General features: G+C 72.8%; 18 protein-coding genes and 1 pseudogene. 8 read left to right on the forward strand and 11 right to left on the reverse strand.

Features of this window, described 5'->3' with window-relative positions:
- Window positions 1-510: 510 nt before the first annotated feature.
- Window positions 511-789: pseudogene (locus AC6JBM_RS39085) on the forward strand (IS5/IS1182 family transposase); the annotation flags it as partial.
- Between the two features lie 219 nt (window positions 790-1,008).
- Here the strand turns inward: AC6JBM_RS39085 and AC6JBM_RS39090 are convergent.
- Entirely contained in the window at window positions 1,009-2,001 is a 993-nt protein-coding gene (locus tag AC6JBM_RS39090) for a 4-hydroxy-3-methylbut-2-enyl diphosphate reductase (protein ID WP_497978892.1), read from the reverse strand.
- Between the two features lie 150 nt (window positions 2,002-2,151).
- Between AC6JBM_RS39090 and AC6JBM_RS39095 the strand changes: the two genes are divergently transcribed.
- The 5 genes from AC6JBM_RS39095 (at window position 2,152) to AC6JBM_RS39115 (ending at window position 6,293) form a co-directional block, all read left to right on the forward strand.
- Window positions 2,152-3,390, forward strand: coding sequence for a sensor histidine kinase (locus AC6JBM_RS39095; protein WP_497978893.1), 1,239 nt, complete (start codon window positions 2,152-2,154; stop codon window positions 3,388-3,390).
- Window positions 3,378-4,019 carry a response regulator gene (locus tag AC6JBM_RS39100; RefSeq protein ID WP_497978894.1) on the forward strand — a complete coding sequence of 214 codons (642 nt, stop codon included), beginning with the start codon at window positions 3,378-3,380 and terminating at the stop codon, window positions 4,017-4,019. The genes AC6JBM_RS39095 and AC6JBM_RS39100 overlap by 13 nt, the downstream gene beginning before the upstream one ends.
- A gap of 9 nt (window positions 4,020-4,028) precedes the next feature.
- Entirely contained in the window at window positions 4,029-5,243 is a 1,215-nt protein-coding gene (gene xseA, locus AC6JBM_RS39105) for an exodeoxyribonuclease VII large subunit (protein ID WP_497978895.1), read from the forward strand.
- A gap of 69 nt (window positions 5,244-5,312) precedes the next feature.
- The gene (locus AC6JBM_RS39110; RefSeq protein WP_497978896.1) at window positions 5,313-6,068 is read left to right on the forward strand and encodes a GNAT family N-acetyltransferase; all 756 of its coding nucleotides are present in this window, start codon (window positions 5,313-5,315) and stop codon (window positions 6,066-6,068) included.
- A 36-nt stretch (window positions 6,069-6,104) separates the two neighbouring features.
- The gene (locus AC6JBM_RS39115) at window positions 6,105-6,293 is read left to right on the forward strand and encodes an exodeoxyribonuclease VII small subunit (protein ID WP_497986623.1); all 189 of its coding nucleotides are present in this window, start codon (window positions 6,105-6,107) and stop codon (window positions 6,291-6,293) included.
- A 7-nt stretch (window positions 6,294-6,300) separates the two neighbouring features.
- Here AC6JBM_RS39115 and AC6JBM_RS39120 read toward each other — a convergent pair whose 3' ends face one another.
- Entirely contained in the window at window positions 6,301-6,993 is a 693-nt protein-coding gene (locus AC6JBM_RS39120; RefSeq protein WP_497978897.1) for a TetR/AcrR family transcriptional regulator, read from the reverse strand.
- Window positions 6,994-7,104: 111 nt separating this feature from the next.
- Between AC6JBM_RS39120 and AC6JBM_RS39125 the strand changes: the two genes are divergently transcribed.
- Window positions 7,105-7,998, forward strand: coding sequence for an NAD-dependent epimerase/dehydratase family protein (locus AC6JBM_RS39125; protein WP_497978898.1), 894 nt, complete (start codon window positions 7,105-7,107; stop codon window positions 7,996-7,998).
- An 854-nt stretch (window positions 7,999-8,852) separates the two neighbouring features.
- On the opposite strand, the gene glpX is transcribed toward AC6JBM_RS39125, so the two are convergent.
- Complete coding sequence (gene glpX, locus AC6JBM_RS39130; RefSeq protein WP_497978899.1) at window positions 8,853-9,839, reverse strand: class II fructose-bisphosphatase; 987 nt, start codon at window positions 9,837-9,839, stop codon at window positions 8,853-8,855.
- A 105-nt stretch (window positions 9,840-9,944) separates the two neighbouring features.
- Between glpX and AC6JBM_RS39135 the strand changes: the two genes are divergently transcribed.
- A complete protein-coding gene (locus AC6JBM_RS39135) occupies window positions 9,945-10,472 on the forward strand; it encodes a DUF4245 domain-containing protein (protein WP_497978900.1) in 528 nt (175 codons plus the stop codon).
- Here AC6JBM_RS39135 and AC6JBM_RS39140 read toward each other — a convergent pair.
- The 8 genes from AC6JBM_RS39140 to AC6JBM_RS39175 all read right to left on the reverse strand — a co-directional run bounded on the left by AC6JBM_RS39140 (window position 10,462) and on the right by AC6JBM_RS39175 (window position 21,250).
- Window positions 10,462-11,949 (reverse strand): sensor histidine kinase, encoded by a 1,488-nt coding sequence (locus AC6JBM_RS39140; RefSeq protein ID WP_497978901.1) that lies wholly within the window; start codon window positions 11,947-11,949, stop codon window positions 10,462-10,464. The genes AC6JBM_RS39135 and AC6JBM_RS39140 overlap by 11 nt on opposite strands.
- Entirely contained in the window at window positions 11,946-12,359 is a 414-nt protein-coding gene (locus AC6JBM_RS39145; RefSeq protein WP_497978902.1) for a response regulator, read from the reverse strand. The genes AC6JBM_RS39140 and AC6JBM_RS39145 overlap by 4 nt, the downstream gene beginning before the upstream one ends.
- Window positions 12,356-14,893, reverse strand: a complete 2,538-nt coding sequence (locus AC6JBM_RS39150; protein WP_497978903.1) for a PAS domain S-box protein — start codon at window positions 14,891-14,893, stop codon at window positions 12,356-12,358. The genes AC6JBM_RS39145 and AC6JBM_RS39150 overlap by 4 nt, the downstream gene beginning before the upstream one ends.
- A gap of 614 nt (window positions 14,894-15,507) precedes the next feature.
- Window positions 15,508-16,530 (reverse strand): NAD(P)/FAD-dependent oxidoreductase, encoded by a 1,023-nt coding sequence (locus AC6JBM_RS39155; protein WP_497978904.1) that lies wholly within the window; start codon window positions 16,528-16,530, stop codon window positions 15,508-15,510.
- 10 nt (window positions 16,531-16,540) lie between these two features.
- Window positions 16,541-17,200: a rhomboid family intramembrane serine protease gene (locus AC6JBM_RS39160; protein ID WP_497978905.1), complete on the reverse strand. Its 660-nt coding sequence runs from the start codon at window positions 17,198-17,200 to the stop codon at window positions 16,541-16,543.
- 72 nt (window positions 17,201-17,272) lie between these two features.
- The gene (locus tag AC6JBM_RS39165; protein ID WP_497978906.1) at window positions 17,273-17,977 is read right to left on the reverse strand and encodes an aggregation-promoting factor C-terminal-like domain-containing protein; all 705 of its coding nucleotides are present in this window, start codon (window positions 17,975-17,977) and stop codon (window positions 17,273-17,275) included.
- Window positions 17,978-18,216: 239 nt separating this feature from the next.
- A complete protein-coding gene (phoH2, locus tag AC6JBM_RS39170) occupies window positions 18,217-19,656 on the reverse strand; it encodes an RNA 5'-3' helicase PhoH2 (protein WP_497978907.1) in 1,440 nt (479 codons plus the stop codon).
- Window positions 19,657-20,479: 823 nt separating this feature from the next.
- The gene (locus tag AC6JBM_RS39175; RefSeq protein ID WP_350611792.1) at window positions 20,480-21,250 is read right to left on the reverse strand and encodes an isoprenyl transferase; all 771 of its coding nucleotides are present in this window, start codon (window positions 21,248-21,250) and stop codon (window positions 20,480-20,482) included.
- Window positions 21,251-21,295: the final 45 nt, after the last annotated feature.

Consider the following 21,295-nt stretch of genomic DNA (forward strand, 5'->3'; position numbering starts at 1 on the left):
GCCGGGCTGCGGACCGTCGCTCCCGCCAGACACCGCTCGGCGCTGGCGCGCCGACGCTGCCAGGCCCGCCGCCGGTCACCCTGGTCCTGTCCACCAGCCCCGACGACACCGCCACCCCGGCACCGGCTGTCAGCCCAGCGCGAGCAGCGCTCCGATAGGTCGGGCACTCCGTGCCACGACTTAGGGAGACCGTCAATAGGGTGGAATCGGGACGTTCGGTGCGTTGCCGCGGGAACGGGCACAGGCATCGGTCGATCATGGGAGTTCTCGACGCTCCGTGACCGACCTGGGGATGCCTGTGCCCGCACTGTTTCCCGTTCGGGGCGAGTTCGACCTGACTTACCCGCTGGGTTGTCACCCGCGGCGGATCTCGGACCGGGTCGTGTTCGAGCGCCTTGTCGCAGCCCTGGTGCACGGGTCCGGCTATCGCGGCCGGCGGCGAACCGACACGACGGACCGCTGCTCGACACGACCCTCGACGCTGCGATCAGCGAGGTCGGACCGCGCTGGCCGGAACTGGTCACGGTCCATCTGGACGCGGGCTACGACTCGATCCCGACCCGGCAGCCGCTTGCCGAACGAGGCAGGGCGGCCGATCGCCCGCCGCGCTGGGTCGTGGAGGCCGGCCACGCCTGGATGAACGGGTTCGGCAAACTCCGCCGACACACCGACCGCCGCCCATTCGTCATCGACTTCTACCACTACCTCGCCGCGGCCATCGTGACCCTGCGTGCCCCCATTCGCCAAGCGCGCACCCACTACCGATGGACCGGCATGCCGACAGCACGAATAGCCGCAAACCGCGTCTCCCACGGCGGCAAGGGGCGAACGACTCCGGCCCGAACCCCGGTCGGCAACGGCGCGGACGCGAGCGGCGCAGCGGTCAGTAGGGCCAGGCCGGCATGTGGTCAGCGTCCGCGAGGGGTCGCCCAGCCCCGGCGGCGCCGGCAGCCGGCCGTGACAGAGAAACCGCCGGACCCAAGGCCCGGTGCACCGGCGGCGCGAGGCTCAGCCGAGGGTCTTGGCCACCTCGGCGGCACGCGCCGCCGCCTGCGCCTTCATGTCGCGCTTCAGCTCCTGCGGCAGCGAGAACACCAGCTTCTCCTGCGCCGTCGTGATCTCGGCCACATCCGCGAAGCCGCGCTTGGCCAGGAAGTCCAGCACGTCCATGACCAGCTCGTCGGGGACCGAGGCGCCCGAGGTCACGCCCACCGTGGTCGCGTCCGTCAGCCAGGACTCCTGGATCTCGGTCGCGTAGTCGATCAGGTAGCCGGCCTTGGCGCCCGCGTCCACCGCGACCTCGCGCAGGCGCTGCGAGTTCGACGAGTTCTGCGAGCCCACGACCAGGACGATGTCGCAGCTCGGGGCCATCGCCTTCACGGCGTCCTGGCGGTTGGACGTGGCGTAGCAGATGTCGTCGCTCGGCGGGGACATGAGCAGGGGCAGGCGCTTCTTGAGCCGCGACACCGTCTCCAGGGTCTCGTCCACCGACAGCGTGGTCTGCGACAGCCAGACGACCTTCGACGGGTCCCGCACGGTCACCTTGTCGGCGCCCTCCGGGCCGTCGACGAGCTGGATGTGGGCCGGGGCCTCGCCGGTGGTGCCCACGACCTCCTCGTGCCCCTCGTGGCCGATGAGCAGGATGTCGTAGTCGTCCGCGGCGAAGCGGCGGGCCTCCTGGTGGACCTTCGTGACCAGCGGGCAGGTGGCGTCGATCGCGCGCAGGGCCCGCGCCTTGGCCTGCTCGTGCACCTCGGGGGCGACACCGTGGGCGGAGAAGACCACGATCGCGCCCTCGGGCACCTCGTCGTTCTCCTCCACGAAGATCGCGCCCTTGGCCTGCAGCGTGCTGACCACGTGCTTGTTGTGGACGATCTCCTTGCGCACGTAGATCGGCGCGCCGTACAGCTTCAGCGCCTCCTCCACCGTCTGGACCGCGCGGTCCACACCGGCGCAGTAGCCGCGGGGCTTGGCGAGCAGCACGCGCTTCGAAGCAGTCACCCCGCCATGGTACGTGCCACCCGCTCCCCACCCCGGCCCGCGAGCGCGGCGAAGGCGGCGAACGAACCCGCGGCATGACCAGCGTCACAGCCGGGTTCCGTCATGCCAGCACTACCGCGGGCGGGGCGCCGCGCCGGTACGGTCGGCAGCATGCGGCCCCGTTCGGTCATGGACGCGCTGCGGCTGCCCCCGATGCGGTTCCTGCGGTCCTGGTGGCCGTGGCGCTCGCTGCTGTACCTGACCAGCGGCGGAGCACTCGGCGCGGCGGCCGGCTCGGTGCTGCTCGTCCTCCTGCTCGCCGGCGCGGCGCTGACCCTCGTGGTGATCGGGCTGGCCGGCTTCCTGGCCGCGGCGCTGTCGGGCATCGTGGTGGCCCGCGTCGAGCGCCGCCGCCTGCGCCTCGTCGACGACGTGCGCCTGACCGACCCGCACCGCCGCCCCGACCGCCCCGGCCTGCGCCGCTGGCTCACGGTCCGGCTGTCGGAGCCGGCCACGTGGCGCGAGCTCGGGTACACGATGCTCATGGTCACGGCCCTGTGCTGGCTCGACGGGATGGTCGTGGCGCTGTGGGCGTGGGTCGTGGCCGCGCTCGTGGGCGCCCCGTTCTACGTCGACGACGGCACCCCGCTCGCGCTCACGCTCGCCGGGGCCGTCTTCGGCGTCGTGCTGGGGATCGTCCTGCTGTACCCGCTCACCGCCTGGGCCGCCGCCCGCGCCGCGATCACGCAGGCGGTGCTCGGCCCGCGGATGGAGACCAGCCCCGAGCTCACCGAGGTGGCGCGTTCCCGGGCCCGGCTCGTCGACGCGTTCGAGGTCGAGCGGCGGCGCATCGAGCGCGACCTGCACGACGGGGCCCAGCAGCGGCTCCTGGCACTGTCCATGCAGCTCGGCCTGGCCCGGCTCGAGCTGGCGCCCGGCGCGCCGGGGGCGCAGCCGGTGGCCCGCGCGCACGAGCTGGCCAAGGAGGCGCTGACGGAGCTGCGGGAGCTCATTCGGGGAGTACACCCGAAAATCCTGTCCGACCGGGGACTGCACGCGGCCCTGCTCGAGGTGGCCGACCGCGCCCCGCTGCCCGTCGACGTCGATGTCGCCCTGCCCGAGCGGTTGCCGGGGGCGGTGGAGGCCTGCGCGTACTTCGTCGTCGTCGAGGCCCTCGCCAACGTGGCCAAGCACAGCTCGGCCACCCGGGCCCGCGTCGCCGCCTCGGTGAGCGGCGAGTGGCTGCGCGTGCAGGTGCGCGACGACGGCCGGGGCGGCGCGGACCCGGCTCGGGGCACCGGGCTGTCCGGGCTCGCGGACCGGGTGGCGGCGGCGGGCGGAACCGTGGCGCTGGCCAGTCCGGCGGGAGGGCCTACGGTGGTACACGTGGAGCTGCCGTGCGGGTCGTGATCGCCGAGGACGGCGTGCTCGTCCGCGAGGGCATCGCCGGTCTGCTGCGCCGCTTCGGCCACGAGGTCGTCGCGGCCGTCGGGGACCCGGACGCGCTGGTGGCGGCCGTGCGCGAGCACCGGCCCGATCTCGTGGTCACCGATGTGCGGATGCCGCCCGGGTTCAGCGACGAGGGCCTGCAGGCCGCGATCCGGCTGCGCGCCGAGGATCCGGGGCTGCCGGTGCTGGTGCTGAGCCAGTACATCGAGCAGACCTACGCCGCCGAGCTGCTCGAGTCCGGCCGCCGCGCCGGCGTCGGCTACCTGCTCAAGGACCGCATCGGCGACGTAGCCGAGTTCGCCGATGCGGTCGACCGCGTGGCCGCCGGGAGCACCGTCGTCGACCCGGAGGTGGTCGCCCAGCTCCTCGGCCGCCGCCGCGACCCGCTCGCCCGGCTGACCCCGCGCGAGCGCGAGGTGCTGGCGCTCATGGCCGAGGGCCACTCGAACGCGGCGATCGCGCGGTCGCTCGTGGTCTCGGAGGCGGCGGTCGCCAAGCACATCAACGGTCTGCTGGCCAAGCTCGACCTGCCGCCCGACGACGACGTCCACCGCCGCGTCCGGGCGGTCCTCGCATTCCTGCGCGGATAGGGTGTGGCGGTGACCGATGAGGCGTCGAGCAGCGAGAAGCCCTGGCCGGTCCGGGTCGTCAGCCAGAAGATCGGGCAGTGGATCGGGCGGCTCGGCTGGATCTGGGTCGACGGCCAGGTCGCGCAGGTCACCCGGCGGCCCGGCACCAACACCGTCTTCCTCACGCTGCGCGACCCGTCGGCCGACCTCAGCCTGACCGTCACCACCAACCGCGACGTCGTCGACCTCGGCGCGCCCGGCCTCACCGACGGCGCCCGGATCGTCGTGCACGCGCGGCCCGAGTTCTACGCCGCCCGCGGTTCGCTGAGCCTGCGCGCCGACGAGATCCGCCAGGTCGGCGTCGGCGAGCTGCTCGCGCGCCTCGAACAGCTCAAGAAGCTGCTCGCCGCCGAGGGGCTGTTCGCCCGCGAGCGCAAGCGGCGGCTGCCGTTCCTGCCCCGCCGCATCGGCCTGGTCACCGGGCGGGCCAGCGCCGCCGAGCGCGACGTGCTCACCAACGCGCGGCGCCGGTGGCCCACCGTCGACTTCCGGGTGATCAACGTCGCCGTGCAGGGCCCGTCGGCGGTCCCCCAGATCATCGACGCCCTCGCCGTGCTCGACCGCGACGAGACGATCGACGTGATCGTCCTGGCCCGCGGCGGCGGCTCGATCGAGGACCTGCTGCCCTTCTCCGACGAGGCCCTGTGCCGCGCGGTGTTCGCCTGCCGCACCCCCGTCGTCTCCGCGATCGGCCACGAGACCGACGTGCCGCTGGTCGACTTCGTCGCCGACCTGCGCGCGTCCACGCCGACCGACGCGGCCAAGCGCATCGTGCCCGACCTCGGCGACGAGGTGCGCCTCATCGGCCAGGCCAAGCAGCGCCTCGACCGCGCGCTGCGCGGCCTGCTGGATCGCGAGCAGCACCGCCTCGACGCGCTGCGCTCCCGCCCGTCGATCGCGCGCCCGCTGTCGATGGTCGACACCCGGGCCGCCGAGGTGAGCGCCCTGCGCGCCCGCGCGAGCCGCAACCTCGTGCACCGCCTCGACCGGGCCGGCACCGAGCTCGAGCACACCCTCGCCCGGCTGCGGACCCTGTCCCCGTCGGCGACGCTGCAGCGGGGCTACGCGATCGTCCAGCGCGCCGACGGCGCCGTGGTCCGCGCCCCGTCCGAGGTGACCGGCGGCGAGCGGCTGCGCGTCCGGCTGGCCGAGGGCGAGCTGTCGGCAACGGCGACCGACGCTTGACGTCCGGCATTTATGCGAGATGATGTCGTTCCGGTCCGTTTCTGGTGCTTTCTTGCGGAGGGTTGGGCTTTGTCGCGTCGTCTGCAGGAGTACATGCTGGCCAGCGCCAAGAACGGGCGCGAGGTGGTGCGCACCGGGCCGTTCACGGTGACGATCACCGGGCACGACTCGAACGTGTACCTCAACTACGCCGTCCCCGACCCCGGCGCCGACCCGTCCGCGGCCGACATCGAGGCCCTGATCGCGGCGTTCACGACCCGCGGGCGGGCGCCCCGGCTCGAGTACCTGCCGAACCTCGCCCCGGCCGTGGAGCCGGCCCTGCTGGCCGCGGGCTTCACCGTCGCCGACCGGCTGCCGCTCATGGAGTGCGGGCCGGACGGCGCCGCCGACCAGCCCGTGCCGCCCGGCTTCGAGCTCGTCACCCCGAAGACCGACGCGGAGATCGAGGCGATGCTGGCCGCCCAGCACGAGGCCTTCGGCGAGGCGCCCCCGACCCCGGCCCACGTCGCCGCCACGCGCGCCAAGGCCGAGTCCGGCCAGCTGCAGCTCCTGGCCCGCGAGCTCGCGACCGGCGAGACGGCGGGCGGCGGGATCGCCGCGGCCGTGCGCGACGGCATCAGCGAGGTGGCCGGGATCGCGGTGCGACCGGCGTACGAGCGCCGCGGCCTCGGCGCCGCCCTCACCCTGCACCTGACGCGCGCCGCGTTCGCCGCAGGCGCGACCCTCGCGTTCCTGACGCCCGCGGGCGACGCCCAGGAGCGGGTGTACGCGCGCGTCGGCTACCGCCGCGCCGACTCGGTCCTGTTCCTGTCGCACTCCGCGTGACGGCCCAGTAGGGTTCTGCGGGTGAGTGAGCCGAAGATGGCCGAGCCGACCCTGACCTACGAGCAGGCGCGGGCCGAGCTGGCGACCGTCGTCGAGCGGCTCGAGTCGGGCGGGTCGACGCTCGAGGAGTCCCTGGCGCTGTGGGAGCGCGGCGAGGAGCTGGCCTCGATCTGCCAGCGCTGGCTCGACTCCGCGCGGGCGCGGCTGACCCCGTCGGAGTCCTAAGCCGGGATCAGGCGGGCAGGCCGATGTAGCGGGCCTGCGCGCGCATCTGGTGCGCGAAGAACTCGGCCGGGTGGTTGACCGTGTTGCGCAGCTGGCCGAAGATCTCGAAGCTCACCTGGCCGAACAGCGACACCCAGGCCGACAGGGCGCGGGCCAGGGTCGCCGGCGCGACGGCGGGGGCGATCAGGGCCCGGATGCGCTCCAGGTCGGCGGCCGAGTCCGCGGGCGGGAGCGGGTCGTCGCTCGGGGCGAGGGCGCCGGCCTCCGCCGCGGCCTGGAGAATGCCGCCCAGCACCGTCACCGCGCGGATGCCCGCGGCCACGGTGTCCTCCGGAGCCTGGTAGCCGGGCACGGGGCTGCCGTAGATGAGCGCGTACTCGTGCGGGTGCTCGGTCGCCCAGTCGCGCACCGACGTGGCGAGGGCGAGCCAGCGGGCGGCGAAGGCATCGGACGGTACCGCTGCCACGGCTCTTTCGGCGCAGCCGCCCAGCGCGTTGTAGGCGTCCAGGATCAGGGCGGTCAGCAGGTCGTCGCGGCTCGGGAAGTAGCGGTAGATCGCCGAGCTCACCATGCCGAGGTCGCGGGCGACGGCGCGCAGGGACAGGTTGGCCCCGTCGGTGGCCAGGTGGCGGCGGGCGGTCTCCTTGATCTCGTCCGTCATCTCGGCGCGGACGCGGGCCCTGATCGAGTTCGCCTTCATGCCCCCATCCTGACACACGCTCCGGAACGAGAGCACTGCTCTTGCTTTTCGCGTACACCGCGACCTATGCTCCGTTTCGAGAGCACTGCTCTCCAAGCGAAGGAGGATGTCATGCAGGTCGTCGTCGGGTCCGGGTCGGTCGGCAGCGCGGTGGCGCTGGAGCTGGCCGAGGCCGGGGAGACGGTCCGGATCGTCACGCGCGGCGGAGGCGGCCCCGAGCACCCGGGCATCGAGCGCGTCGCGGCGGACGCGGGCGACGCCGAGGCGCTGCTGCGCTGCGCGGAGGGGGCGAGCGTGGTCTACAACTGCGCGAACCCGCAGTACTTCGAGTGGCCCACCGCGTGGCCCCCGATGCACGACGCGATGCTGCGAGCCGCGCGGGCGAACGACGCGGTGCTGGCGATCACGGCGCCGCTGTACGGGTACGGGCACGTGGACCGCCCGATGACCGAGGACATGCCACTGGCGGCCGAGACCGTCAAGGGCCGGGTGCGAGCGAAGATGTGGCTGGACACCCTGGCGTCCGGCGTCCGGGCGGTCGAGGTGCGCTCCTCGGACTGGATCGGCCCCAGGTACTCCCTCATCGACATGGCGCTGCCGGCCATGCGCGCGGGCAAGACCGTGTGGCTGCCGGGGGCGCTGGACGTGCCGCACACGTACACGTACACCGGCGACGCCGCGCGCACCCTCGTCGCCCTGGCCCGCGACCCGCGCGCGTGGGGCCGGCCCTGGCACACGCCGTCGGTGCCCGCGATGACGGCCCGGCAGCTGCTCACGCGGGTCGCGGCACTGGCCGCCCTCGAGGCGCCGCGGCTGCGCGCCTACCCGGCCCTGGCCGTGCGGGCGGCCGGGCTCTGGGACCGGGTCGCGCGGGAGTTCATCGAGGTGCGGTACCAGCACGACCGGCCGTTCGTCATGGACTCCTCGCTCGTGACCAGCGAGTTCGGCCTGACCGCGACGCCGCTGGACGACGCGATCCGCGAAACGCTCCGCGACGCGCGCTGAGCATGGCTCGGGTCCGCGGGGGTGCGGACCGTCGCTCCCGCCAGACACCGCTCGGCGCTGGCGCGCCGTCGCTGCCAGGCCCGCGGATGGTCACCCCGATCGAATGTCCGCCCTTCGAGCGCAGACCTCCGGCACCAACTTCCACGGCGTCGCGGGTGCCCCACCCCCGACCACGACCGCCGGGCCCTCGCCCCCGAATCGCACTCCCACACCGCCGAGGCCAAGAACCTCACCCTCGACCACCTGGCCCCGCCCCCCGAAGCGCGCTCGCACACCGCGGAGGGCAAGGACCCCTCACCCCTCGACCGCGACCGAGCGTGACATCGGATTTATCCCCCGACCCCGGTTTCAGAGGGTCGTTGCAACACCTGACCTGATCAGGGGTTGCCGTGTTCGAGATCCGGGAGAGTCGTCGCCCGCAGGGGTGTAAGCCGTTGCTGGCGGAGCGTGCGAGGTATGCCGAGCTCGTTGCGCATGGCGTGCGGACGGGTGAGGCGTGTCGGCTGGTCGGGGTGGCGGTGGCGGCAGGAAGCTGCCGCGGCCGCGGCGGCGCCGGTGGTGGTGGTGGTGGTGGTGGTGTCGGCCCGGTTCTTGTCCCTGGAGGAGCGGGTCGTGATCGGTGACCGGTTGCTGCCGGTGTGTCGCAGGCGGCGATCGCCGCCGGCTGGGCCGGCCGCGGTGCACCTCACCCAAGTCCTAACCACCACCAGCTAACACTCCGTGTTGCAACCACGCCTGGAAACCGCTGACGGCGGTATAAATCCGCAATGTCGCGGCGCGCCAGCGCCCGACATTTCGCGCGGGGCGCCTCGAAGCACACAGCGAACGAGGCGCCCCCACACGACCAGGAGCGGCTAGGAGAAGTCGACCAGCGAGTAGGCCCGCAGCTTCTCCAGCCGGTGGAACGAGTCGATCCACCGGATCGTCCCCGAGCGCGACCGCATCACGATCGACTGGGTGTAAGCGCCGCCGGAGCGGTACCGGACCCCCTTGAGCAGGTCCCCGCTCGTCACCCCGGTCGCGCAGAAGAACATGTTGTCCCCGCTGACCAGGTCGTCGGTGTGCAGCACGCGCGAGAGGTCGTGCCCCGCGGCCAGGGCCTTCTCGCGTTCCGCGTCGTCGCGCGGCCAGAGTTTCGCCTGGATCGCCCCGCCCATGCACTTGAGCGCGACCGCCGCCACGATCCCCTCCGGCGTCCCGCCGATGCCCATGAGCACGTCGGTCTCGCTGACATCGCGGGCCGCGCTGATCGCCCCCGCGATGTCGCCGTCGGAGATGAAGCGGATGCGGGCGCCGGTCGCGCGCACCTGCTGCACGAGCTCCTGGTGCCGGGGCCGGTCCAGGATGCAGACCGTCAGCTCCGAGACGCTCGAGCGCTTCACCCGCGCGATCCGGCGCAGGTTCTCCTCGACCCCGGCCTCGATGTCCACGACGTCCGCGCAGTCGGGGCCGACGGCCAGCTTCTCCATGTAGAACACGGCGGACGGGTCGAACATGGCGCCCCGCTCGGCCACCGCGAGCACGGCGAGGGCGTTGGGCATGCCCTTGCTCATGAGCGTGGTGCCGTCGACCGGGTCGACCGCCACGTCCACCTCCGGGCCGGTGCCGTCGCCCACACTCTCGCCGTTGTAGAGCATCGGCGCGTTGTCCTTCTCACCCTCACCGATCACCACCGTGCCGCGCATGGGCAGCGAGTTGATCAGCAGGCGCATCGCGTCGACGGCCGCGCCGTCGCCGCCGTTCTTGTCGCCCCGCCCGACCCAGCGGCCAGCGGCCATCGCCGCCGCCTCCGTGACCCGGACGAGGTCGAGGGCCAGGTTCCGGTCCATCTCACGACTCATTCGTGCACTCCTCGCGCGTCGTTGCGTGGGTGTGTGTTCAGCACAACGTTCACCACCAACCATCCTCGCAGCGATCCGGTCCGCATGACCTGTCAAGATGGTCACGTGGCAAGTACGACCGAGCAGCCCCGGGCGACCAAGGCCCGCCGGCCGCGGGACATGGCGCTGTCGATGCTGGTCCTGATCGTGCCGGTGTTCCTCATCGTGGCCTTCTACCGCTATCTGGGCCACGAGACCCCGCCCGCCGTCGACACGACCGAGGTCTACGGCTCGGTGCAGCGCGCGGGCAAGTTCCAGGAGCTCAAGCCCGAGGGGCTGCCCGACGGGTGGCGGATCGCCTCGGCGACGTTCACCGGCGGCGTCCTGCGCATCGGCATCACCGCGCCGGACAACGGCGCCATGCAGCTCGTCGAGAGCGCCGATCCGGCATCGGTACTGGTCCCGGCCATCGTCGGGCAGAACCCGCACGACGACGGGCAGACGAGCATCGCCGGCCTGCAGTGGCAGCGTCTGTCCCAGGGCCGCCCGGGTGAGCGCGCGATCGTGCAGAGCACCGAGAACCGCACGGTGATCATCGTGGGCCAGGCCAAGGAGAGCCAGCTGGCGGAGCTGGCCACCCGCCTCAGAGCGTAGGCAGCGGCAGCCCGAAGCCGACCGTCGTGCCGGTGCCCTCGGTCGACTCGAGGGCGATCCACCCGCCGTGCGCCTCCACGATGGCCTTCGAGATGGCCAGCCCGAGCCCGCTGCCCTTGATCGCCCGGCGCTGCGCGTCCGCGGTACGGAAGAAGCGCTGGAAGATCATCCCCTGCTCGGCCTCGGGGATGCCGCCGCCGGTGTCGCGCACCCAGAGCACGACCTCGCCGTCGCGCTCGCGGCCGGTGATCGTCACGCTGCCGGCCGGGTCCGAGAACTTGACGGCGTTGTCGAGCAGGTTGAGTACGACCCGTTCCAGCTGCTCCCCGTCGCCCTGCACGAGCGGGATGTGCTCGTCCACGTCCACGGTGAGCCGCAGCCCCGCCGTCTCCACGGCCGGCCGGATCGCCTCGCAGGCCGCGTCGACCAGCCCGCGCAGGCGCACCGGCCCCAGGTCGAGGGTGAGCGTCCCCGACTCGATGCGGGAGAACGTGAGCAGGTCCTCGATCAGGTCGAGCAGGCGGCGGCCGTTGCGGTCGATGATCCCGACGATCCGCCGCTCGGTCGGCCCGAGCGCGGTGGCGTCGCTGTCGGCCAGGATCTCGGTGTACCCCCGGATCGACGTCAGGGGCGTGCGCAGCTCGTGCGAGACCGTCGCCACGAACTCGCTCTTGAGCCGGTCGAGCTCCTGCAGGTCGCTGTTGGTCCGGGCCAGCTTCTCGGCCTGTCGCTGCAGCGCCTCCTCGGCCCGGTGCCGGTCGCTGACGTCGGCGATCTGGTGCACCACGCCGGCCGCGTCGCCGCCGATGAGCGAGGCCGAGTACTGCCCCCACACCAGCGACCCGTCGGCCCGGCACAGCCGCAGCTCCGTGGTCACCTTGTCGGCCTCGCCCGCGACGAGCCGCTTGAGCCGCTCCTCGACCAGCGCCCGGTCGTCGTCGCAGATCAGGCCGGGCAGGAACCCGCCCGGCTCGATCCCGGTCATCCGGGAGAGTTCCTGGTTGACCTGCAGCACCCGGCCGGCGAGATCGGTGACGGCCATGCCGACCGGCGCATGGTCGAACGCCGCCCGGAAGGTGCGCTCGGCCCGGTGCCGGTCGGCGAGCAGGCGCCGCTGCGACAGGGCGTGCTCGACCGCCGAGCCGAGCCGGCTCAGCCGGTCCTTGAGCAGGTAGTCCACGGCGCCGTGGCGCAGCGCGTCGACGCACGCCTCCTCGCTCAGCGCGCCGCTGACGACGATGACCGGGATGTCGAGGCCGTCCGAGCCGAGCATCGCCAGCGCCTCGAGCGCGTTGAACTGCGGCAGCGAGTAGTCGGCGAGGATGATGTCGGGCCGCCCGGCGGGGTCGTGCAGCGCGGCGCGGAAGTCCTCGCGGGCGTCGACCCGGCGGCAGGCGGGCTCGAACCCGGCCCGGCGCAGCTCCAGCACCAGCAGGTCGGCGTCGTCGAGGTTGTCCTCGAGCAGGAGGATCCTCATGTCCGCGGGTCCGTCAGGTTGAGGCCCAGCCAGTAGGCACCGATGTTGTTCATCGCGGCCATGAACCGCTCCATGTCGACGGGTTTGACGATGTAGCTGTTCGCGCCGAGCTCGTAGCAGGCGCGCAGGTCGCGATCCTGGGCCGACGAGGTGAGCATGACGACGGGGATGTGCCGGGTGTGCGGGTCGGCCTTGATCTGCCGGAGCACGTCGATGCCGTCGACCAGCGGCAGCTTGATGTCCAGCAGCACCACCTGGGGCGGCTCGGGCCGCCGGGTGAGCAGGTAGTCCAGCGCCTCGGCGCCGTCGCGGGCCACGTCGACGGCGGTGGTGAAGCTGCCCCGGTCGAGGGCCAGCAGCGCCAGCTCCAGGTCGTCCGGGTTGTCCTCGACCAGCAGCACCCGGTTCACGAGACCGTCTCCAGGGCCGGGACGTGCGCGGGCAGGGTGAAGTAGAACGTGGCCCCCTCCCCCGGCGCGGCGTCGGCCCAGATCTGGCCGCCGTGGCGGTGCACGATGCGGTGCGCGAGGGCCAGGCCGATGCCCGTGCCCTCGTACTCCTCCGCCCGGTGCAGCCGCTGGAAGACCTTGAAGAGCTTGCCGGCGTACCGCATGTCGAACCCCGCCCCGTTGTCCCGGACGAAGTAGGTGGCCTCACCCCCGGCCGTCACCCGGTGCCCGACCTCGACGCGGGCCGGGTCGGCGTCGCGGGTGTACTTCACCGCGTTGCCGAGCAGGTTCGCCACCACGTGCCGGATGAGCCGCGGGTCGCCGAGCGCGTCCGGCAGCTCGCCGACGACGAGCTCGACGGTCCGGCCGCCGCGCTCGACCGCGAGCTCGTCCCACACCTCGGCGACGAGGTCGGCGAGGCGGACGCGCGAGTTGGCCATCTCCTGCCGCTGCAGCCGGGAGAAGGCCAGCAGCCCGTCGATGAGCTCGCCCATCTGCTGCGCGCCGGCCCGGATTCGCCCGACGTACCGCCGCCCCTGCTCGTCCAGCGCCTCCCCGTGGTCCAGCGCGAGCATCTTGGCGAACCCGTCGACGGCCCGCAGCGGGGCCCGCAGGTCGTGCGACACGCTGTAGGAGAACGACTCCAGCTCGGCGTTGGCCTCGCGCAGGTCGGCCGTGCGCTCGGCGACGCGCCGCTCCAGGTCCGCGTTGAGCCGCTCGATGACCTGGTCGGCCCGCTTGCGGGCGGTCACGTCCTGGCTCACGTTGACGAACCCGCGCACCGAGCCGTCCGGGTCGCGCACCGCCGTCAGGAGCCCCTGCACCCAGAAGCGGCCGCCGTCCTTGCGCACCCGCGGCCCGTCGATCTCGGCCCGGCCGGTCTCGCGGGCCTGGCGCAGCACGGTCCCGGGCCGCCCGGCCTCGCAGTCCTCCGGGGTGAACAGCCGCGCATAGTTCTCGCCGACGATTTCGTCGCTGCGGTACCCGTTGAGGCGCTCGGCATTGACCGACCAGCTGACGATCCGCCCGCCGGGGTCGAGCATGTAGATGGCGTAGTCCCGCGCCCCGTCCAGCAGCAGCTGCAGCAGCTCCTCGGAGGAGCGCAGCTGCTCCGAGGCCGCGTGCCGGTCGGTGATGTCGCGCATAACCGCCACGGCGCCGGGTGCCTCACCGTCGTAGACCAGCGCGCGGACGCGCACCTCGATGCGCCGCCCGGCCATCACGCACTCGACGAGCGTCTCGGTGCCCGCCGGCCCGGGCGAGCGGTTCTGGTACCGCGTGACCCCGTCGGCCTCGCGCATGTCCAGCAGCTCCGGCCACTGCGACGCGGGCGCCTGCGACGCCTCGGGGCCGAGGATCGCCCGGGCGGTCGGGTTCAGCCAGGCCGCGCGCCCCTCCTCGTCGATCACCGCCACGCCGTCGGCGATCGTGTCCATCACGGCGCTGAGCAGCGTCGCCTGCGACCGGGCCGTGGCCCCCGCGACCCGCAGCTCGGCCGTGGCCTCCTCGACGCGCTCCTCGGCCCGGCGGCGGGACGTCGCGAGGGTGTACACCAGCAGCGCCGTGACGAGCGTGAGCGCGGCGCCGCCGAAGAACATCCCCTCGTCCAGGTGGCCGCCCGCCCCGACGAGCGCGCCGGAGTCGGTGGCCACCCGCAGCCGCCACTGCCGGTCGGCGACCTGCACGTCGACGGTGCGGCGCAGGTCGGCGACCCGGTCGGACGAGCGGCGGATGGCGGCGATGGTGCGCAGCTCGGTCCCGGCGTACGCGGCGAGGCTCACGTCGAGCAGCTCGCGCGCGGGCTGGAGCATGGTGTCGCCGAAGAAGTCCTGGACGCGGACGGTCAGCTGGAGGTACCCGCGCAGCGCCCCGGTGCGCCGCTCGACCACCCGCTGCACGAGCGCGACGGTCTGCGGCTGCGGGTCGGCGGCGCTGGACGCGTCCCGCAGCGCGACGTACGGCTCGGACGCCGCCGGCAGCCCGGTCTTCTCGGCGCGCTCGACCGCGGCGCCCGCCTGCGGGGTCGCGGCCAGGTCGCGCCCCGGCCCCGGCCCGCCCGGCCGGCGCACGTCGAGCGGGCGGGCGAACACGGCGAAGTAGTGCACGCTGGTGCCCGGGGCCGGCGCGAGGTTCAGCTCCGGCACCCCGCGGTCGCGCCAGGCCGTCTGCGCCGCGGCGACCCCGGCGTCGGGCACCGCCACCACGTAGTCGACGCCCGTGGCGCCGGGCAGCCACAGCCGGCCCAGCGGCTCGGTCGCGGTGCTGAAGGCGTCGGCGTCCAGCGCGGGCAGCGCCTCGAGGGCGCCCGCGGCGAGCTGGAGGGCGTCGACGTACCGTTGCGTCGCCGAGGCCACCGCGTCCTGCGCGGCGGCGGCGCGCCGATCGAGGGCCTGGTCGGCGCCGTCGCGCTCGACGCGGTGCATGAGCAGCCCCGCGCCGCCGGACACCAGCAGGCCGAGGAGCACCACGCCGAGGACCTGCAAGCGGACGCCCACCACGCCTTGTCCCATCGGCGGTGCGCTTCGGCGGTTGAGGAGTTGCCGTTGCGGTGTGGGCGCCCCTTGCCCGGCCTGGGAGCGTTGCGCGATATGTCGGCCGCTTCGCGGCCGAACCAGCCGACATATCGGATTTTTCGCCCGTCGGGGTATTCGCGCACATCAGCGACTCCTCCCCGCGTCCGGCACCGGTCGCACCCTTCAACGGCATCGCCCTCGCCCGCACCCCCGGACACGGCCGCGGAGGAGCAGGCGACGGAGCGCCAACGGGGTGCCCGCGTCGGACAAAGATCGACGTGCTCGCGGCGGTCGCGAGCGCCCGTCCCGGCCGTGACGAGGTCGCACCGGGCCCGCATCCGCTTCTCGAGCAGGTCGAGATCCCCACCCGGCTACGACCGCAAACGGCCGCGGGTTCGACACACGGCCCCGGTGCGCCCGCTCACGGCCCGGTGTCGGGCCGACGCGCCGCCATCGGCTTGCGCGCACGAGAGGGCGTTGCAAAGGTCAGGCGTTTCCAGCGGTTCGCGCGGACGAGGGGCGTGCCAAGGAATACCGGGCGGAACGCGGAGCCGGAGTCCGGGCGGCGCGCCGTGGTCCGGGGTCGCCGGCGCGGATCAGCCGTTGTCGGACGAGTGGCCGGGGAACAGGTGCGCGGCCGGATCGATGATCACGGCGGCGTTGTTCACCGCGGTCGCCGCCTCGCCGAAGCCCACGGCGATGAGGCGGACCTTCCCGGTGTACTCGCTGATGTCCCCGGCCGCGAACACCCGCGGCAGGTTCGTGGCCGTCGTGCTGTCCACGCAGATGTGCCGCTTGGACAGCTCCAGCCCCCAGTCGGCGAGCGGGCCGAGGTCGGCGGTGAACCCGAGCGCGGCCACCACGGTGTCGGCCGGCAGCGTGCGCGCCTCGCCGCCGCCGCGCACGACGACGTCGACCCCGGTGACGCGGGCGTCCCCGCGCAGCCGGGTCACCTCGGCGTTGGTCACGATCTCGACGGGGAGCGCCTGCACCCGGGAGACGGTCGAGGCGTGCGCGCGGAACTTGTCGCGCCGGTGCACCAGGGTGACCGAGCGGGCGATCGGCTGCAGGGCGAGCGCCCAGTCGAAGGCCGAGTCGCCGCCGCCCACGATCACGACGTCGTGCCCGGCGAGGTCGGCGAGGTGCGGTACGAAGAAGAGCAGACCGTCGCCGGAGAAGCCCTCGGCCGCCGGGAGCGGGCGCGCGGTGAAGCTGCCCAGGCCGCCGGTGATCAGCACCGCCCCGCAGGCCAGCGACTCCCCCGAGGACAGCCCGAGCACCGGGCGCTCGTCCTCATAGGACAGTTTCTCGGCCCGGATCCCCAGGAGGTACTCCGGGTTGAACTGCGCCGCCTGCTCGACCAGGTTCGCCACGAGGTCGCGGCCGCGGATGCCCGGGAACCCGGCCACGTCGAAGATCATTTTTTCCGGGTACATCGCCGTGACCTGCCCGCCGGGCTCCGGCAGCGCGTCGATCACGGCGGTGGACAGCCCGCGGAATCCCGCGTAGTAGGCGGCGAACAACCCGGCCGGTCCCGCACCAACGATGGCGAGGTCAACAGTACGGCGACACAGGCCTTGTGGGTCGGGACCTGATCGGCCCGCAACGGCTTCCCGCATGAGTGGGACGCTACGACAGCTCCGGGCCCAGGGATAGGGGGTCGGCGTGCTCAACCGGGCGCGGGCGACGCCGGCGGAACAGGATCGCGGCGACCAGCCCGGCCAGGAACCCGCACAGGTGGCCCTGCCACGACACGTCCGGGTCGCCGGGGAGCACGCCGAAGAGCTGCCAGCCGTAGAGGAGCCCGACGAGCAGGCCGACGCCGATGTACCACAGCCGCCGGCCGACCACGCCGCGCATGAGGATGACGCCGAGGTACCCGAAGATGACGCCACTGGCCCCGACCACGACCGTGTTGGCGTCCCCGAGGAACCAGACCCCGACCCCGGCGACGATCGCGATGAAGGCGGTCGTGAGCCAGAACCGGGCACCCCCGTCGGCGAGCACGAAGGTGCCCAGCAGGATCAGCGGGATGCTGTTGCCCAGCACGTGGTCGAAGCTGACGTGCAGGAACGGCGCGAAGACGATCCCGTCCAGCCCGTCGATGTGGTGCGGGCGGATGCCGCCCTCCTGGTCGAGCCGGTGCCCGCTGAGCCCGTCGAAGAACTCGACGAGGAACAGCACCGGCACGAACGCGCACATGGCCACGAAGGCCCGCCCGATGGAGGCGTAGAAGGCCTCGGTCCCGAACCGGGTCGGGTCGGCCTGCCGTTCGATGTCGCTCGACACGACCAAAGTGGTAGCAGAGACGCGCCAGCGCCGCCACACGAGAAGGTGTGACGGCGCCGGCGAGCGGAAGCCTCAGTACGAGTGGTGGCTGTTCCAGTAGTTCCAGGCACCGCACGGCGTCTGGTACTTGCCCTTGATGTAGCCGAGCCCCCAGCGGATCTGCGTCTCGGGGTTCGTCTTCCAGTCGGCCCCGGCGGAGGACATCTTGCTGCCCGGGAGCGCCTGCGGGATGCCGTACGCCCCGCTGGGGTTCGCCGCCTTGGCGTTCCAGCCGCTCTCCTTGTCCCACAGCTTCTCCAGGCACGGCATCTGGTCGAGCCCGAAGCCCATGCCGATGAGGACGGCGCAGCCGGTCTTCTTGTTGCCCGAGTACACGTCGCAGGAGGCCGGCACCGGATACTTCGGCGCCGAGTTGGTCGGTGGCGGCGTGGTGGTGCGGGCCTTGTTGCGGCTTGCCTCCTCCTCGGCCTTCTTGCGCGCCGCGTCGTCGGCGGCCTTGGCCTCGGCGGACGCTTCCTCGGCGGCGGCCTTGGCCTTGGCCAGGGCGTCGGCCTCGGCGACGCTGCTCGGCGAGCGCGACGCGGACGGCGTGGCGGAGGACGAGGAGACGGGGAATGCGGCGGTATCGGCAGCCTTGACGGCGTTGGCCGAGTCGTCGTCGTGCTGGGTCAGGCCGGCAATCACGAGGCCGCCGACGAGACCCGCGAGGATCACGAGGGCGAACACGGCTCGGATGGTGCCGACCCGGTGCCACAGCCGGATCACAGGGTCATCCATTCGTCGGGGACAGGAAACGGCGCCCGCTCCTCGCGGAGCGGGTCCGGACGGGGTGTTACCCACCGTCCGGACCCTTACGCACCGTGAGCGCCTGATGCCCACTTGCGTGGCGTCACGCGCTCGAGACCCACCATCGCCCAGCACAATCGAGGGTGAGAACCCAAACGCTACCTTCTGTGATCCTAATCACGCCGCAATTCGGGCGGTTGCCCTCAACTCCGACTCGCGGCCGCCGACGATCAGCGCTCGAACGGCAGGTCCTCCAGCAGATCCGTGACCACTTCGGCGATCGGAGAACGCTCCGAACGGGTGAGGGTGACGTGTGCGAAGAGGGGATGGCCCTTCAGCGCCTCGATCACCGCGGCGATACCGTCGTGCCGGCCGACTCGGAGGTTGTCACGCTGAGCGACATCGTGGGTGAGGACCACCCGCGAGTTCATGCCGATGCGGGACAGCACGGTGAGCAGAACCCCCCGTTCGAGGGACTGGGCCTCGTCGACGATCACGAACGCGTCGTGCAGGCTGCGGCCCCGGATGTGGGTCAGCGGCAGGACCTCGAGCATGCCCCGCCCCGCGACCTCCTCCATCACGTTGTCGTGCACCAGCGCGCCCAGCGTGTCGAAGACGGCCTGCGCCCAGGGCGACATCTTCTCGGCCTCGCTGCCGGGCAGGTAGCCCAGCTCCTGGCCGCCGACGGCGTACAGCGGCCGGAACACGATGACCTTCTTGTGCTTGCGCCGCTCCATGACCGCGTCGAGCCCCGCGCAGAGCGCCAGCGCCGACTTGCCGGTGCCGGCCCGCCCGCCGAGGGAGACGATGCCGATGGAGTCGTCGAGCAGGAGATCCAGCGCGACCCGCTGCTCCGCCGATCGCCCGCGCACGCCGAACGCCTCGCGGTCGCCCCGCACCAGCCGCACCGACTTGTCGGCCCCCACGCGGCCCAGGGCGGACCCGTTCTGCGAGGTGAGCACGAGCCCGGTGTGCACCGGCAGGTCTCCGGCGCCGTCGAGGTCGACGGCCTCCCCGGCGTACAGCTGCTTGACCTCGGCCTCGCTGATGCCCAGCTCGACCATGCCGGTCCAGCTGTGATCGGCGGCCGGTCCCGGCTGGTACTCGTCCGCGGCCAGGCCCACCGAGCCGGCCTTGACCCGCAGCGGCATGTCCTTCGTGACCAGCAGGACGTCCTTGCCCTCGGCCTGCAGCGCGAGCGCCACGGCGAGAATCCGGGCGTCGTCGGTGTCGGCCCGGAACCCGGCCGGCAGCACGTGCTGGTCGGCGTGGTTGAGCTCGACCCGCAGGGTGCCCCCGGCGTCGGTCAGCGGCAGCGGCTCGTCCAGCCGCCCGTGCTTGGCCCGCAGCTCGTCCAGGAAGCGCAGCGAGCGCCGCGCGAAGTAGCCCAGCTCGGGGTGGTGCCGTTTGCCCTCCAACTCGGAGATGACGACCAGCGGCAGGACGACGTCGTGCTCGCCGAAGCGCAGGAACGCGCCCGGGTCGGACAGCAGCACGGAGGTGTCCAGCACGAAGGTGCGCCGGGTGGGAACGGGGACCGGGTTCTCCTCGGCCTTCTTCCGGGTGCGCCGGACGGCCTTGACGGGCGGCGTCGCCTGGCTTGATGCCTGGGCTGGCGCCGGCTCCGCGGAGGTGGAGGAGGATGCTGAGGGACTACGGCGAACGGTCACGGGATCTCCGGGGACGGGCACCTCGCCGCCCGCACTCGCGTCCTCCGACGCCCGCACGGGGTCGGGTGCTTGGCCCCGTGGCTTCACATGCGTTCGCTCGGTCCGGGCCTCGGATGCCGGGGAAAACCCCCGCCACAGCAATGACGCTATCCGGTAGTTGCAAAATCCACTAGATCGCGCAGCCGATTCCCAGCCGATCAGGTCCGAACACCCGACAAACACCAGGTGCACGGGCCACTACGGAAAGTCACCGCACGGTGGGCCGTTTGTGTGCGACCGCTCACACCGATCGCGTCCGCCTCACGCCCTCGTACCGGCGGCGACGGGGCTCGGCCGCCCTCTCCCGGCTCGCAGGCCACGCACGAGCGCCCCCGGCACCACCCAGCGCTCGCCGGGCCACCCGCGGGCGATCCCGGCGCGGCTCAGCGCTCGCCGGCCACGCACGGGCGATCCCGGCGCCGCTCAGCGCTCGCCCTCACCCCCTCCGCGCTCGGGCCCGCCGCCGACTCACGGGCCGTGAGCGGCCAACGCTTCGCGCGGCACCCCAAGCACGGCATCCCCAAGCACGGCGTCCGCCGACCACGACCTCCGCCACCCGGCGCCCGCCACCCGGCGGCCGGCACCTGGCGTCCGGCACCTGGCGTCCGGCACCTGGCGTCCGGCACCTGGCGCCTGGCGCCTGGCGCCTGACGACTAGCGCCAAGACAGGCGTCCCACGAGCGCCAACCCGGCGCGAAATCCGGCAGAAAAGGATTTATCGCCCCACAGGCGAAAAATCCGATAAGTCGCGGCGCGAAGCGCCCGACTTATCGAAAACCCCAGCTCAGGCCCCGTAACGCCGCTGACGGTTCGCGTAGGACCGCAGCGCCCGCAAAAAGTCGGTCCGCCGGAAGCTAGGCCAGTGCACGTCACAGAAGTAGAACTCCGAGTGCGCGCTCTGCCACAGCAGGAAGCCCGACAACCGCTGCTCCCCCGACGTGCGAATCACAAGGTCAGGGTCGGGCAGGCCGCGGGTGTAGAGGTGGTCGGAGATGTGGTCGACGTCGAGGATCTCGGCGAGCTCCTCGATCGTGGTGCCGGCCTTCGCGTGCTCGTGCAGCAGCGACCGCACGGCGTCGGCGATCTCGCGGCGGCCGCCGTAGCCGACGGCCAGGGAGACCTGGGCCCCGCCGGTGCGGTCGACGGTCTTCTCCTGCGCCGCCTTGAGGGTCTGGGCGCTGGCGCCGGGCAGCAGGTCGAGCGCGCCCACGATGCGCAGCTGCCAGGGGTTGCGCTCGTCGGCCAGGTCGGCGGCCAGGTTCTCGATGATCTGCAGCAGCGGGTCGAGCTCCTGGGCCGGGCGCGAGAGGTTGTCGGTGGACAGCAGCCAGAGGGTGACGTGCTTGACCCCCGCGCCGTCGCACCAGCGGAGGAGTTCCTTGATCCGCTCGGCGCCGACCCGGTGGCCGTCGTTGGGGTCGACGTATCCCATCTCGCGCGCCCAGCGGCGGTTGCCGTCGACGATCACCCCGACGTGGTGCGGCTTCGGCTTGCCGAGCAGCCTCCGGGCGAGACGCTTCTCGTACAGCGAATAAACCACGTCACGCAGGCCCACGGCAGAGAAGACTAGCGACCCCGAGGGCGAAGCAACACCGTCAGG

Source organism: Dactylosporangium thailandense, assembly GCF_059739745.1.

Bases quoted from the DNA above. Each gene is read 5' to 3' on its own strand.
- AC6JBM_RS39165 (WP_497978906.1), bottom strand. From the start codon at position 17,977: ATGGATGACCCTGTGATCCGGCTGTGGCACCGGGTCGGCACCATCCGA.
- AC6JBM_RS39125 (WP_497978898.1), top strand. From the start codon at position 7,105: ATGCAGGTCGTCGTCGGGTCCGGGTCGGTCGGCAGCGCGGTGGCGCTG.
- AC6JBM_RS39115 (WP_497986623.1), top strand. From the start codon at position 6,105: ATGGCCGAGCCGACCCTGACCTACGAGCAGGCGCGGGCCGAGCTGGCG.
- AC6JBM_RS39120 (WP_497978897.1), bottom strand. From the start codon at position 6,993: ATGAAGGCGAACTCGATCAGGGCCCGCGTCCGCGCCGAGATGACGGAC.
- glpX (WP_497978899.1), bottom strand. From the start codon at position 9,839: ATGAGTCGTGAGATGGACCGGAACCTGGCCCTCGACCTCGTCCGGGTC.
- AC6JBM_RS39155 (WP_497978904.1), bottom strand. From the start codon at position 16,530: ATGCGGGAAGCCGTTGCGGGCCGATCAGGTCCCGACCCACAAGGCCTG.
- AC6JBM_RS39095 (WP_497978893.1), top strand. From the start codon at position 2,152: ATGCGGCCCCGTTCGGTCATGGACGCGCTGCGGCTGCCCCCGATGCGG.
- AC6JBM_RS39140 (WP_497978901.1), bottom strand. From the start codon at position 11,949: ATGAGGATCCTCCTGCTCGAGGACAACCTCGACGACGCCGACCTGCTG.